This window comes from Pelagibius litoralis, assembly GCF_011683915.1.
GTDB lineage: Bacteria > Pseudomonadota > Alphaproteobacteria > Kiloniellales > Kiloniellaceae > Pelagibius > Pelagibius litoralis.
This window is the reverse complement of sequence record NZ_JAAQPH010000027.1, coordinates 1-12,645: the sequence shown is the minus strand read 5'-3', so window position 1 is coordinate 12,645 and position 12,645 is coordinate 1. Positions and strand designations below refer to the sequence as shown.

The window sequence follows — 12,645 nt, the reverse complement described above, 5'->3', positions numbered from 1 at the left end:
GGCGACAGGGTCCCTCAGATGAAATAGGCCAGGGGATCGACCCCGATCACCGGGCCATGCAGGTGCAGAAACACGGCATAAAGCAACAGCCCCAGCAGCAGTTCGACGGCAGTCCGCAACGTCATGGCGGCGGCAAGGCGCCGGCTCAAGGGGCCTTCCGCGATTGCCCTGGCGGCGGCAAGGTCCGCGGCGGACAAGCGCCCACCCGCCCGGCGCTCCAGGCGCCTCATGCCGAACAGGCTGAAAACGGCAAAAGCCCCGAACAGAATCAGCGCCACGAGATCCCCGTTGGCCACCGCATGGCCCGATGCCCAGAAGAAGAAAGCCCAGAGGATGGGGTGGCGCGTCACGGCCAGCAGGCCGGGTCGTTGCGCATCGGTCATCCCGCCGGCGAAGGAAACCGAAAGCGGGTTGGGGCGCAGCGCCGCGCCGGCAAAGAGGATACAGGCCGGCAGCATGGCGAGGATCGCCACCACTGCGGCCGCGCGGCCAGGCGGCCAGATTTCGATATAGGGTGCGGTCAATGCCGCGGCGATCACCCAGGCAATCGTTGCCAGCGAAACCAGCGAATAGCCTGTGACATAAAGTCGCCGTCCGATCTTGGCGATCAGAAAACCACGCAGGCCCGTCGCCGCGGGCAGGACGTGGGCGGCCAGGAAAACCAGGATAGCGGCGGCAAACTCGATCATCGTGCAGACCTTCGAAACAAGCGGTCGCGCAACCCCCAGCATATCCCGGGCAACGACCGTGGCGATTGACTCCGGTCAGGCTCTTCCAGACCATTGCTATCTATGACGACGGTTCTGTCAGAAACAACCGAGAATGGCGAAGCGGGCAAAGCCGCCACGGCAACGACGCCCGGCGGGCGGCGACTTGCCTATAACGGCCCGGCGATCTTCTCACAGGGCTTTCGACCCTTCTTTCTGGCCGCCGGGGTCCTGGCCGTCGTTGCCCTGCCGCTGTGGATGCTGCAGTTCCTGGGCGCGGTCACATTGCCCGGCGTGCCCGATCCGCTGGCCTGGCACATCCACGAAATGCTGTTCGGCTACCTGAGCGCCGCCCTGGCCGGATTCCTGCTGACCGCCATACCCAACTGGACCGGCCGCCTGCCGATCGCCGGCAGGGCTTTGATGGCGCTCTTCGGCCTCTGGCTCGCAGGCCGGACCGCCATGCTGCTCGATGCCGGAGGCGCGGCGGGCATTGCCGTTGCGCTCGCCTTTCTCGTCGCCTTGTCGGCGGTGGTCTGGCGCGAAGTGATCGCCGCCGGCAATCACCGCAACCTGCCGATCTGTCTGCTGGTGACCACGCTGGCGGCGGCGCAGGCTGTCTTCCTGATCGGCGAGGTTGCGCTCGGCATGAGGATCGGTTTCGCCACGGCGGCGATGATGATCCTGCTGGTCGGCGGGCGCATCATCCCAAGCTTCACGACCAACTGGCTGAAGAAACAACAGGCAACCAGCCTGCCCGCGCCTTTTGGATCCTACGACAAGATCGCCCTGGGCATCAGTCTGGTGGCGCTGGTCTGTTGGGTCGCCTTGCCGGAGGCAGCGGTCACCGGCGCCGGTTTCACCATCGCCGCCGCCGCCAACCTCTGGCGGCTGGCACGCTGGCGCGGACCGGCGACCCTGCGCGAACCCCTGCTGCTGGTGCTTCACATCGCCTTTGCCTGGTTGCCGCTGGCCTTCGCGCTTTTCGCCCTCTCGATCCTGGCGCCCGACCATGTTTCCGGCCAGCAGGCCTTGCATGCCCTCGGCGCCGGCGGCATCGGTATGATGACCCTGGCGGTGATGACCCGGGCAGCCCTCGGCCATTCCGGACAGGCACTGCAGGCCGGCGCCGCCACCTCGGCAGCCTATGTGTTGGTCTTCCTCGGCGCAGCGGCCAGGGTCGCGGCCGATTGGACCACCGAGCCGACAGCCATTCTGCACCTCGGCGCGGCAAGCTGGACGATCGGATTCCTGATCTTCGTGCTGCGCTTCACACCGATCCTGGCGATCCGCAGAAGCTGAAGCTTTTCCGGTTCTTCTTCGACGACAGATCGAAAACGCTCTAGCCGGCGCTTTCCTCTTCGGGGGTCAGGGTCTTCAGCTGCAGCGCATGGACGCGATCGGCCAGTTCGTCGGACAGGATCTCATAGACCCGGCGCTGCCGGGCAACGCGGTTCTGCCCGGCAAAGGCAGCGGAGACCACCTCCACCCGGAAATGGGTTTCGCCGCCCTCGCGGTAGCCGGCATGGCCCTTGTGCTTTTCCGAATCATCCACGACCTTAAGGCGTTGCGGCGCCAGGGCCTCCGTCAATTTCCGCTCGATAGTCTCAGCAACCGCCAAAAGCCCGCTCCTTCCAGGGAATGTTCGGCCCTGAAGGTGTGACCACGGCCCGCCCCTGTCAATGGGCCCCCTTCTGCCAACGGGATTTGCATGACGTCCAAGGTTATCAGCCCAACGGTCGCGCGCCTGCTTTTGCTGGCCGTTGTCGTGTTGTGGGGCGCCAACTGGCCGATCGTGAAAGTCGGGCTGGAATTCATGCCGCCGCTATGGTTCGCCGCCGCGCGCATGGTGCTGGGCGTGGCCAGTTTCGTCGTCCTGCTCACCGTCCTGGGCCGCCTCAAACTGCCGACCCGCAAGGACCTGCCGGTGGTTTTTTCCATCGGTGTGGCGCAGATGACCGGCTTCGTCGCCCTGATCAACTTCGGCCTGCTGTATGTCGATGCCGGGCGCTCGGCGATCCTGGCCTATACCACCCCGCTCTGGGTCACCCCGGTTGCGGTCTGGCTGTTGGGCGAAGCTTTGACCGGGCGCAAGATCTTCGGTCTCGCCCTCGGCCTCAGCGGCGTCGCCGCCCTCTTCAATCCCCTGGGATTCGATTGGAACGATACCGACGCCCTGTTGGGCAACGGCTATCTGCTGGGCGCCGCCTTGGCCTGGTCGATCGGCATCCTCCACGTCCGCGCCCACAAGTGGGATTCTTCGCCGCTGGAGCTGGCCCCCTGGCAGATGCTGGTCGCCGTTCCCACCCTGGTCGCGCTGTCGTGGTTCCGCGAGGATTGGAGCGCCATCGTGTGGTCGCCGGAGGCCATCGGCGTGCTGATCTACAACGGCCCCATCGCCACGGCTTTCTGTTTCTGGGCCTCCGTCGCGGTGACCCGGGCGCTGCCGGCGATCACCAGCTCTCTCTCTTTCCTGGCGGTGCCGGTCGCCGGGGTGCTGTTTTCAGCCCTCCTGCTGGGCGAGACGCTGACCGCCACCCTGGTCAGCGGCCTGGCCCTGATCATCGGCGGTATGGCCCTGGTGAACCTGCGGGAAGCCAGGCCGGCGGAAAAAATCGGCAAGCCCCGCACCCATGCCGAATCGGCCGATTGACGGCAGAGCGGCCAGGGGGCCCCGCGTTTCCGGTAACCCTGCCCTGCCTTGCACGGCAAAGGCCCCGTCTTCATACTCCGCAGACAATGCGAACCAGTGAACACATACCCCCTCCAACGGACCGGGACGAGGACGGCGGCATCAAGCTCTGCGACCGTCCAGGCTGCCTGGAGCACGGCCAGTATCGCGCCCCGCGATCCCGCGAGGCGCTGAACAGCTACTACTGGTTCTGCCTGGAACACGTGCGCGAATACAACCTGGCCTGGGACTACTTCAAAGATATGGGCGAGGACTCGATCGAGGAAATCCGCCGCGGCGACGCCGTCTGGCAACGCCCGACCTGGCCCTTCGCCGGGCGCCACCGAACCCAGGGCGGCGCGCCCAACGGCCAGTTCCGCGACGATTTCGGCTTTTTCGAGGAAGAAGCCGCCGAAACCGCGGGGCGCAAGGGACGCTTTCCCCCCAACAGCAAGCAGGCCAAGGCCCTGGCGGCCCTGAACCTGAACCCCAATGCAACCCTGGAAGAGGTCAAAGCGCGTTACAAAACCCTCGCCAAGGAACTGCACCCCGACCGCAACGGCGGTGACAGCCTGGCCGAAGAACGGCTGAAAATCATCAACTTGGCGTATTCGGACTTGAAGGCAGCCTTTTAGTCATGTTCAACAGAACAGGAGCAGATCCGCTCCCTGTCCTCTGCTCTTAAACTCTGAACGACGGAATTCCTATCTCATGGCGACTGCAGACCCTACGGCCCAAGGCGGCGTGATGCCGGAACAAGGCCCCGATATCGAAGTTTCGGTGCGGCAGACCTTCAGCATCGACAGCGATATCCAGGTACCGGCTTTTAGCCAGACCAGCGATTACGTGCCCGAAGTCGACGAATCCTACCGCTTCGACCGCGACACCACCCTGGCGATCCTGGCCGGCTTTGCCCATAACCGGCGGGTCATGGTCCAGGGCTATCACGGCACCGGTAAATCGACCCACATCGAACAGGTCTCGGCGCGCCTCAACTGGCCCTGCATCCGGATCAATCTGGACAGCCACATCAGCCGTATCGACCTGGTCGGCAAGGACGCCATCGTCCTGAAGGACGGCAAGCAGATCACAGAGTTCCGCGAAGGCCTGCTGCCCTGGGCGCTGCAGCGGCCCACCGCCCTGGTGTTCGACGAATACGACGCCGGCCGGCCGGACGTGATGTTCGTGATCCAGCGGGTGCTGGAGGTCGAGGGCAAGCTGACCCTGCTGGACCAGAACCGGGTCATCCGCCCGCACCCGGCCTTCCGGCTGTTCTCCACCACCAACACCATCGGCCTGGGCGACACCACCGGCCTCTACCACGGGACCCAGCAGATCAACCAGGGCCAGATGGACCGCTGGAACATCGTCGCCACCCTGAACTACCTGCCCCATGACGAAGAGACGGAAATCGTGCTGTCCAAATGCCCGGACTACGACTCCGCCGAAGGCCGCGAAACCCTCGCCGCCATGGTCTCGCTGGCCGACCTGACCCGCAGCGGCTTCGTGAACGGCGATATCTCCACCGTCATGAGCCCGCGCACCGTCATCACCTGGGCGGAGAATGCGAAGATCTTCAGCGATGTCGGCTTTGCCTTCCGCGTGACCTTCCTCAACAAGTGCGACGAGATCGAACGGCCGATCGTTGCCGAATACTATCAGCGCTGTTTCGGCAGCGAGCTTCCGGAATCCGGGGTCAAGGCGAACCTCGCCTGAGGTAGCGGCCCAGAGACATAAGCAATGAGCCAGCCGGAAAATCCGCTAGACCTCTTCAGGCGCACCACCGCGGCGACGGTGCGGGCGATTGCCGAGCGCGACGACATCAACGTGAACTTCGCCCCGCGCGGCCAGGGCCTCGTCGGCAAGGAAGTGAAGGTGACCCTGCCGGCGCGCAACCTGCCGCAGGAGGATGCGGCCCTGGTGCGCGGCGAAGCCGATGCGGCGGCCCTGCGCCTGCGCCATCACGACGGCAGCCTGCACGCCAACAGCCGCCCGCGCTCCCAGGAAGCGCGCGAGATTTTCGATGCGGTGGAGCAGGCCCGCTGCGAGGCCCTGGGCATGCGCCGCATGGCCGGCGTCGCCCAGAACCTGGACGCGGCCCTCAGCGAACAGTACCGCAACCGCGGCCTGAACCGCGCAGCCAGCCGCGAGGACGCGCCGCTCTGCGAGGCCCTGCGGCTGCTGGCGCGTGAGGCCATCACCGGCACCCCGCCGCCGCCGGCCGCCAAGGCGCTGGTCGATCTCTGGCGCCCGGTGCTCGGCCCGGAAATTTTTCACGACATCGCCGAGCTCGGCAACCGCGCCGAAGACCAGGCGGTCTTTGCCGAGAAGGTGCGCGATATGCTGACGCATCTGGATATCGACATCGGCCTGGAAGACGAGCTGGAGCAGGACGACAGCGACGACTCGCAGCAGAGCGAAGAAAGCGAGCAGGACAACAGCGGCACCCAGACCGACGGTGAGGATACCGCGGAGTCGCCGACCAGCCTGGACGGCGAAGACAGCGACGGCGACGAGTCGGAGAGCAGCGACCCGCAGGCCGCAGAAGCCGACGCCGAGGTGATGGAAGGCGACGGCGAAGAAGATCCCGGCCGCCCGGGACAGCTGCCGGAACTCTTCGGCCGCAACGCCCAGGACCAGGAGGCCTACCGCGCCTTCACCCAGGAATTCGACGAAACCGTCGAAGCCGAAGAACTTTGCGATCCCGAAGAACTGACCCGCCTGCGCCAGTTGCTCGACCAGCAGCTCGCCCATCTGCAGGGGGTGATCGCGCGCCTGGCCAACCGCCTGCAGCGGCGCCTGATGGCCAAGCAGACCCGGGCCTGGGACTTCAATCTGGAGGAAGGCATCCTCGATACCGCGCGCCTCACCCGCGTGGTGGTCAATCCCATGCACTCGCTCAGCTACAAGCAGGAGCGCGACATGGACTTCCGCGACACCGTGGTCAGCCTGCTGATCGACAACTCCGGTTCGATGCGCGGACGCCCGATCACCGTTGCCGCGATGAGCGCCGACATCCTGGCGCGCACGCTGGAGCGCTGCGGCGTGAAGGTCGAAATCCTCGGTTTCACGACGCGCATGTGGAAGGGCGGACAGTCGCGCGAGCGTTGGATCGGCGCCGGCAAGCCGCCCAGCCCCGGGCGCCTCAACGACCTGCGCCACATCGTCTACAAGTCCGCCGACGCCCCCTGGCGCCGGGCCCGCAAGAACCTGGGCCTGATGCTGCGCGAAGGCATCCTGAAGGAAAACATCGACGGCGAGGCGCTGCTCTGGGCGCACAACCGGCTCATCGGGCGGCCCGAACAGCGCCGCATCCTGATGGTCATTTCAGACGGCGCGCCGGTCGACGATTCGACCCTCTCGGTGAACCCGGGCAACTACCTGGAACGCCACCTGCGCGACGTCATCACCTATGTCGAGAACCGCTCGCCGGTCGAACTGCTGGCCATCGGCATCGGCCACGACGTCACCCGCTACTACCGCCGCGCGGTCACCATCGTCGACGCCGAGCAACTGGGCGGCACGGTGATGGAAAAACTCGCCGAACTGTTCGACGAGGAAGGCCCGGGCATGAGCCACCCCGCCCCGCGCCGCCGCGCCCGGGCGCAGTAAGGGCTCGGCGGAGCCCCCCTTCACCCTCCCGCTACGCAGAAGGCGTCCCCCTCACCCAGACCCTCTCCCACAGAGGGGAGAGGGGGAACCAAAAAGGATGCGCTTGTTAAATCCCTCTCCCCTCTGTGGGAGAGGGAGGGGCCCGCGCAGCGGGAGAGTGAGGGGGAGAGCCGATTCCCGCGTCAGCGGGCCAGTAGCTACCCCAAATTCTTCTTGAAGAAGGCCAGGGTGCGGCTCCAGGCCAGGGCCGCGTCTTCTTCGTCGTAGCGGGCCGAGCTGGGGTTGGCGAAGGCGTGGTTGGCGACGTACCAGTGATTCTCGAAGGGCTTGCCGGCCTTGGCCATCTCCGCCTCGAAACCGCCGACCATGGCCTCGTCGATGAAACCGTCCTCGGTGCCGAAGTGGCCGAGTACCGGTCCCGCCAGGTTTTTCAGATCGGCGGCCGGGCGGTTGACGCGGCCGTAGTAGACCACCGTGGCATCCACCGGCGCGGCGATCGAGGCGTTCAGCGACCAGCCGCCGCCGAAGCAGAAACCGACGGTCCCCACCTTGCCGGTGCTGCTGGGATGCTTCTTCAGCCAGGCGATCCAGGATTTCAGGCTGTCGGTCGCCTCGTCCGAATCGGTCGCCTGCATCAGGGCGCGCGCGCCGTCCGGCTGGTCCGCCACCTTGCCACCGTAGAGATCGACCGCCAGGGCAACGAAGCCTTCCTTGGCGTATTCCGCCGCCACGGTCTTGATCTGGTCGTTCAGGCCCCACCATTCGTGAATCACCACGATGGTACCCGCCGGCGTCTTTTCAGGAACCGCCAGGGCCGCCGTCACCTTGCGCCCGCCCTCGGTGGTGATCGAAACCTCCTCCAGGCCGGCGGCCGCGGCGCGCGCCAGTTGAGGGTTCGCCAGAATGGTTGCCAGCGGGATTCCCGCCAAAGAGGTCAGTACTTGACGGCGCGCAACGTTTGGCATTCTTAATCTCCCCTCGATTGGTCATGAAACCGCCCAGGTTCCATAGCATGGATGTGGAACCATGCGCCGGCTGATTGCCGCGGGCGTCGTGAAGGCAATATAGCCTGGGGGCAATGTAGAGCGAAGGCCGCAGGCGGACGAGAGGGTCTCGCGGCTTTGTGAGACGAGGCTGTTCTGAAAGGAAAACCACGCAGCGTGAGATCCGGAGCGACACCCCGCACCCCCTTCAACATCCGCGCCGTCGCCCTCTGCGCCGCAACCTTGTTGCTTTGTCTGCTGCCCCTGGCATCGGCCTTCGGGCAGTCGATGCTCAATCTGCAGAGCCGTGCACTGACGCTCAACCCGGAAGACAAGACACAGCAGCGGGTGGGCGGGCTGGTCTGGCGCGGCGGCATCGCCGTCACCGCGATACAGGGAGCCTTCGGCGGCCTTTCCGATCTGGAACTCGACCCAGACGGCATGACCTTGACCGCCGTTACCGACCAGGGCCAATGGCTGAGCGCCAGCCTTACCTACAATCCCGCCGGTCATCTGACCGGCATCACGACCGCGCGCATGGGACCGCTGGTCGATGCGGCGGGCAAGGCCCTGTCCGGCAAGCGCCAGCAGGACGCGGAGGCCCTGACCCGCTTTGGCGACGGCACCCTGGTCGCCGCCTTTGAGCGGGCGCACCGCCTGCGGCGCTGGCCGGCCAGCGGCAAGGGAATCGCCGGGCCGCCGCAGGCCCTTGCGGCCCCACCGGCGCTGAACGGCGCCGGCACCAACGGCGGCATCGAAGCCCTGGTCGCCCTGGCCGACGGGCGCCTGCTCGCCTTCACCGAAAAACAACAGAACGGCGACGGCTATGCCGTCTACCTCCGCGACGCGCCGCCCCCCGGCGCGAAGCCCCTCGGAGCGACGCCCGCCGGGGCAAAAACGCCCGGCACCTGGCACAGCCTGTCGCTGCGGCCCGCCGGGTCGTTCCATCCCACCGGCGCGGCCCTGCTGCCCTCCGGCGATGTCATCCTGCTGGAACGGCGCTTCACCCTGCTGGGCGGCCTGGCCGCGCGCCTGCGGCGGATCGCCCTCGCGGAAATCCGGCCCGGCGCGGTCCTGGTCGGCGAGGAGATCGCCGAAATGCGCCCGCCCCTCACCCTCGACAATTTCGAAGGCATCGCCGTCCACCAGGCGCCCGACGGCACAACCCGCCTCACCCTGATTTCCGACGACAACTTCAACGCCCTGCAAAGAACGCTGATCGTGCAGTTCGAGTTGTTGGACGAGAACTAGGCCGGTGACTCCGAAAGTGACGCTATTCGCTGCGTTGCCCAGTCCGCTGCGGCCGAGATTTCCACGTCGACGGCTTTCTCCGGATCGCCCTTCCAACTCGCAACGTCCTCACGCAAAAGCGCCAACTCGGATTCAGCGAAGGCCAAAAGGGCCCGTGAAGCAGCCAACTGCTCCAGCGGCGTCCACTCCTCGACATTGGCCAACTGCAGACGTTCCAACATGGCGTCCGGAGCAACAGTCCAGCCCTCCAACCGGCTGGCGAAATAGGCGGCAAAGAAACGTGGCAGAACGAACTTCAGCGTCGGCACACCGCCCATTGTCGTGATTGCCGTGAACGCAAGGTAGTCAAGCTCACGGTTTGTCAGTTCGTCAGGGTCGCTATTTCGAATCGACTGCGCAAAATCAACGCTTGATGGAGCCACATTCAAACGGTCTGCAACCCAAAGATCATGCGTAACGGCACCGAACTGGACATCGAGATCGTCAACGACCTTCCGGTAACACGGGGGCACTTTCTCTAGATTTCTCTGGTATGCGGACTTGTTCATCGTGTCGTCCATCCGACAAATTGAACCTGGGGTCGAATCGAATTTGGCCGATTTCGACAAGGCGGTCCAGAGCCCGCCGCCCAACACCCGCCACCCAACACCACCGTCATACTCGGGCTTGACCCACTGGTGTCCGGTTAAGCTTCGAGGCTGTTGGTAATTTGGATTCCGGAGCAACGACTTAACGACGGATCTGGCGATCGGGACAACAAAGTTGCCTTGCTTGACCGGCGGTTTTCGGTGGATAGGCTGCCACCCCCACCCTGACCCTCCCCCATCAAGGGGGAGGGAACAACTTATTGAGGTGGGTTACAAAAAACCCCTCCCCCCTTGATGGAGGAGGCCGGGAGTGGGGTGAGCCTCACGCTCGATCATTGGGTATTTACGGCGGTGCGGGTATTTACGGCGGTGCGGAATCCAGGCGCAAAAAAGGCCCGCCGTAGCGAGCCTTTTTCCTGGTCGGACGAAGAGCGGCCTGTTCAGGCGGCCTTCTTCTCCTGCGCCTTTTTGATCTGCCGCCTCAGTTCGCGTGCCTTGGTGCCGAGCTTGGCGGCGGGGGTCGAGAGCAGATAGGCGTCGATGCCGCCGCGCTTCTCGACCGTGCGGATCGCCCGGGTGGAGAGGCGCACCTGCACCGTGCGGCCCAGCACATCGCTCAACAGGCTGGTTTCCTGCAGGTTCGGCAGAAAGCGCCGGCGTGTCCGGTTGTTGGCGTGGCTCACGTTGTTGCCGGTCTGAACGCCCTTGCCGGTGAAGTCGCAACGTCGTGCCATGATTGCAAATCCTGAATTTGTGGCCCGAACCCCCGGGAATGCAAAGGGAGTCCATGCTGCTATTGAAAAGGGATACCGGGCGGCAAGCCACCCGGTGCGGGCTGGTTTCTAAGGCAGTGGAGCGGAGAGGTCAAGCCGAAAGCCCAAATCCGAGGGAAAGCGGCAAAAACGGCTGATTTCGGAGCGAATGTCCCTTCGTCTTCCGGCGGCGGGAAGCCTCACCCTCCCGCTGCGCGGGAAAGCCCCCTCACCCCGACCCTCTCCCACAAGGGGAGAGGGGGAAACAACAAGAGCGCTGTCCTTCTACCCTCTCTCCTTGTGGGAGAGGGAGGGCCCCGCACAGCGGGAGGGTGAAGGGACCTCTCTAGCAAAACCCCCTGAAATCCGCCTTATTCGCCCTGAAACAGGCCGATCAGGCGGCGGGCCGCCGCTGTCGGGGTGGTCCTGCCGGCCCGCACCTCCGCTTCCAGGCTGTCCAGTTCGCCGGCAACGCGGGGGTGGGCCTTGAAACGGCGCAGCAGGCCGTCGCGGATCTCGCTCCACATCCAGGCGCCGGCCTGGGCGGCGCGGCGGGCGGCCCGCGCGCCGCTGGCCTCCATGACCCGGCGATGGGCCTGCACCGTCTCCCAGACCTCGGCGACCCCGGCCCCGGTGAGGGCCGAGCAGCGCAGCACCGGCGGTCGCCAGTCCGGGTTTGCTGCCCGCAACAGGCCGAGGGCGGCATGGTACTCCGCCGCAGCCCGCTCTGCCGCCGCAGCCAGGTCGCCGTCGGCCTTGTTCACGATCACCGCATCGGCCAGCTCGACGATACCCTTTTTGATGCCCTGCAGCTCGTCGCCGCCGCCGGGCAGCAGCATCAGCAGGAAGATGTCGACCATCTCCGACACCGCCGTCTCCGACTGGCCGACGCCGACGGTCTCCACCAGGATCACGTCGAAGCCCGCGGCCTCGCAGACCAGCATGGCTTCGCGGGTGCGCCGGGCGACGCCGCCCAGAGTGCCCCCGGTCGGCGAGGGGCGGATGAAGGCCCCGGGATGGCGCGACAGTTCCTCCATGCGGGTCTTGTCGCCGAGGATCGATCCGCCGCTCACCTTTGAGGAGGGATCGACCGCCAGCACCGCCACCTTGTGGCCGGCCTCGACCAGTTGCAGGCCGAAACACTCGATAAAGGTCGACTTGCCGACACCGGGCACGCCGGTGATGCCGATGCGCACAGAGTTCCCGCTGTCCGGCAGCAGCGCCTCCAGCAGGGCCTCGGACTCTTCCGCATGCCCGGGCTTGGTCGACTCGATCAGGGTAATGGCGCGCGCCAGGGCGCGGCGGTCGCCCGCACGGATCTGATCCGCGAGCGCGGCGGTCTTTGCCTTTTCCTTTTCCGGCGCAGCCTTTGTCATGTCTCGCTTATGGGCTGTTCCGCCCCCGGAAGGCAAGCCCAAGATCACGCCCCGGCACCGCCCTCCGCCCCCGGACCAAGGGGCTGGCCGTAGCTGAACTCGACGAAGTTGCCGTCGGGATCGCGCAGGCCGCAGTAGTAGCCGACGGGATAGGGCTCCTGGCGCGGCGCCCAGGCAAGACAGCCTTCGCTTTCAGCCCGCGCCGCAACGGCATCCACCGCCGCCTTGCTCTCCAGCGCGAAGCCGAAGTGGCTGAAGTCGCCCTCGGCCTGATCACGGCCCGGCCCGCCGGGCAGCAGTACGATGATGAAGTCCTTCTCGCGCCCGGGCTCGGCCAGCCAGACCACCCGGAAACCGCCGTCATCACTACCATCGTCGCGTTCATGAACCGTCTTCATGCCGCAAAAATCACTGTAAAAGGCGATGCAGGCATCCAGATCGCGCACATGCAGCGCCAGATGGGTGAGGCTCGGCGTCATCGGGAAAGGCTAGCGCGGGCCGACGCCCAATGCAAAACCCTCTCAGTCTCCCGCTGGCGCGGGAAGCCGCTCCCCCTCACCCTCCCGCTGCGCGGGAAAGCCCCCTCACCCCGACCCTTGCATGTTGGTGATCGGCCCGAATTGCGTAAGCATTGGGGTTGATCCCCGGGGGGTGGCCACCCCCCGGGGATCGGATGGGCGGGACCGCGCGACCCTAGGCAAGAACC

Annotated in this window: 13 protein-coding genes; 6 read left to right on the top strand and 7 right to left on the bottom strand. The window is 65.9% G+C overall.

What is annotated here, in order from left to right:
• Positions 1-14 precede the first annotated feature (14 nt).
• On the bottom strand, positions 15-689 hold the full coding sequence (locus HBA54_RS24885; protein ID WP_167230108.1) for an NnrU family protein: 675 nt from the start codon (positions 687-689) through the stop codon (positions 15-17).
• 102 nt (positions 690-791) lie between these two features.
• On the opposite strand from HBA54_RS24885, the gene HBA54_RS24880 reads away from it, so the two are divergent.
• Positions 792-2,009, top strand: a complete 1,218-nt coding sequence (locus HBA54_RS24880; protein WP_167230105.1) for an NnrS family protein — start codon at positions 792-794, stop codon at positions 2,007-2,009.
• Between the two features lie 40 nt (positions 2,010-2,049).
• Here the strand turns inward: HBA54_RS24880 and HBA54_RS24875 are convergent, their stop codons facing one another.
• Complete coding sequence (locus HBA54_RS24875; protein ID WP_167230102.1) at positions 2,050-2,328, bottom strand: BolA family protein; 279 nt, start codon at positions 2,326-2,328, stop codon at positions 2,050-2,052.
• Between the two features lie 90 nt (positions 2,329-2,418).
• Between HBA54_RS24875 and HBA54_RS24870 the strand changes: the two genes are divergently transcribed.
• The 4 genes from HBA54_RS24870 to cobT all read left to right on the top strand — a co-directional run bounded on the left by HBA54_RS24870 (position 2,419) and on the right by cobT (position 6,990).
• A complete protein-coding gene (locus tag HBA54_RS24870; protein WP_167230099.1) occupies positions 2,419-3,360 on the top strand; it encodes a DMT family transporter in 942 nt (313 codons plus the stop codon).
• 86 nt (positions 3,361-3,446) lie between these two features.
• Complete coding sequence (locus HBA54_RS24865; RefSeq protein WP_167230096.1) at positions 3,447-4,013, top strand: J domain-containing protein; 567 nt, start codon at positions 3,447-3,449, stop codon at positions 4,011-4,013.
• Positions 4,014-4,089: 76 nt separating this feature from the next.
• Positions 4,090-5,094: a cobaltochelatase subunit CobS gene (gene cobS / locus HBA54_RS24860; RefSeq protein ID WP_167230093.1), complete on the top strand. Its 1,005-nt coding sequence runs from the start codon at positions 4,090-4,092 to the stop codon at positions 5,092-5,094.
• A 24-nt stretch (positions 5,095-5,118) separates the two neighbouring features.
• Complete coding sequence (cobT, locus tag HBA54_RS24855; protein ID WP_167230090.1) at positions 5,119-6,990, top strand: cobaltochelatase subunit CobT; 1,872 nt, start codon at positions 5,119-5,121, stop codon at positions 6,988-6,990.
• Positions 6,991-7,187: 197 nt separating this feature from the next.
• Here cobT and HBA54_RS24850 read toward each other — a convergent pair whose 3' ends face one another.
• Positions 7,188-7,955: a dienelactone hydrolase family protein gene (locus HBA54_RS24850; protein ID WP_167230087.1), complete on the bottom strand. Its 768-nt coding sequence runs from the start codon at positions 7,953-7,955 to the stop codon at positions 7,188-7,190.
• 195 nt (positions 7,956-8,150) lie between these two features.
• Between HBA54_RS24850 and HBA54_RS24845 the strand changes: the two genes are divergently transcribed.
• Positions 8,151-9,224 (top strand): esterase-like activity of phytase family protein, encoded by a 1,074-nt coding sequence (locus HBA54_RS24845; RefSeq protein ID WP_167230084.1) that lies wholly within the window; start codon positions 8,151-8,153, stop codon positions 9,222-9,224.
• Here HBA54_RS24845 and HBA54_RS24840 read toward each other — a convergent pair.
• From HBA54_RS24840 to HBA54_RS24825, 4 genes are all read right to left on the bottom strand, one after another.
• Positions 9,221-9,784, bottom strand: a complete 564-nt coding sequence (locus HBA54_RS24840) for a hypothetical protein (RefSeq protein WP_167230081.1) — start codon at positions 9,782-9,784, stop codon at positions 9,221-9,223. The genes HBA54_RS24845 and HBA54_RS24840 overlap by 4 nt on opposite strands.
• Positions 9,785-10,251: 467 nt before the next feature.
• Complete coding sequence (gene rpmB / locus HBA54_RS24835) at positions 10,252-10,545, bottom strand: 50S ribosomal protein L28 (RefSeq protein WP_167230078.1); 294 nt, start codon at positions 10,543-10,545, stop codon at positions 10,252-10,254.
• Between the two features lie 389 nt (positions 10,546-10,934).
• Positions 10,935-11,939: a methylmalonyl Co-A mutase-associated GTPase MeaB gene (gene meaB / locus HBA54_RS24830; RefSeq protein ID WP_167230075.1), complete on the bottom strand. Its 1,005-nt coding sequence runs from the start codon at positions 11,937-11,939 to the stop codon at positions 10,935-10,937.
• A 44-nt stretch (positions 11,940-11,983) separates the two neighbouring features.
• On the bottom strand, positions 11,984-12,418 hold the full coding sequence (locus HBA54_RS24825; protein ID WP_167230072.1) for a VOC family protein: 435 nt from the start codon (positions 12,416-12,418) through the stop codon (positions 11,984-11,986).
• Between the last annotated feature and the right edge of the window lie 227 nt (positions 12,419-12,645).

Excerpts from the sequence above, each read along its gene's own strand:
- HBA54_RS24885 (WP_167230108.1), bottom strand. The coding sequence starts at position 689 with ATGATCGAGTTTGCCGCCGCTATCCTGGTTTTCCTGGCCGCCCACGTC.
- HBA54_RS24880 (WP_167230105.1), top strand. The coding sequence starts at position 792 with ATGACGACGGTTCTGTCAGAAACAACCGAGAATGGCGAAGCGGGCAAA.
- HBA54_RS24870 (WP_167230099.1), top strand. The coding sequence starts at position 2,419 with ATGACGTCCAAGGTTATCAGCCCAACGGTCGCGCGCCTGCTTTTGCTG.
- HBA54_RS24865 (WP_167230096.1), top strand. The coding sequence starts at position 3,447 with ATGCGAACCAGTGAACACATACCCCCTCCAACGGACCGGGACGAGGAC.
- cobS (WP_167230093.1), top strand. The coding sequence starts at position 4,090 with ATGGCGACTGCAGACCCTACGGCCCAAGGCGGCGTGATGCCGGAACAA.
- cobT (WP_167230090.1), top strand. The coding sequence starts at position 5,119 with ATGAGCCAGCCGGAAAATCCGCTAGACCTCTTCAGGCGCACCACCGCG.
- HBA54_RS24850 (WP_167230087.1), bottom strand. The coding sequence starts at position 7,955 with ATGCCAAACGTTGCGCGCCGTCAAGTACTGACCTCTTTGGCGGGAATC.
- HBA54_RS24840 (WP_167230081.1), bottom strand. The coding sequence starts at position 9,784 with ATGGACGACACGATGAACAAGTCCGCATACCAGAGAAATCTAGAGAAA.
- rpmB (WP_167230078.1), bottom strand. The coding sequence starts at position 10,545 with ATGGCACGACGTTGCGACTTCACCGGCAAGGGCGTTCAGACCGGCAAC.
- meaB (WP_167230075.1), bottom strand. The coding sequence starts at position 11,939 with ATGACAAAGGCTGCGCCGGAAAAGGAAAAGGCAAAGACCGCCGCGCTC.
- HBA54_RS24825 (WP_167230072.1), bottom strand. The coding sequence starts at position 12,418 with ATGACGCCGAGCCTCACCCATCTGGCGCTGCATGTGCGCGATCTGGAT.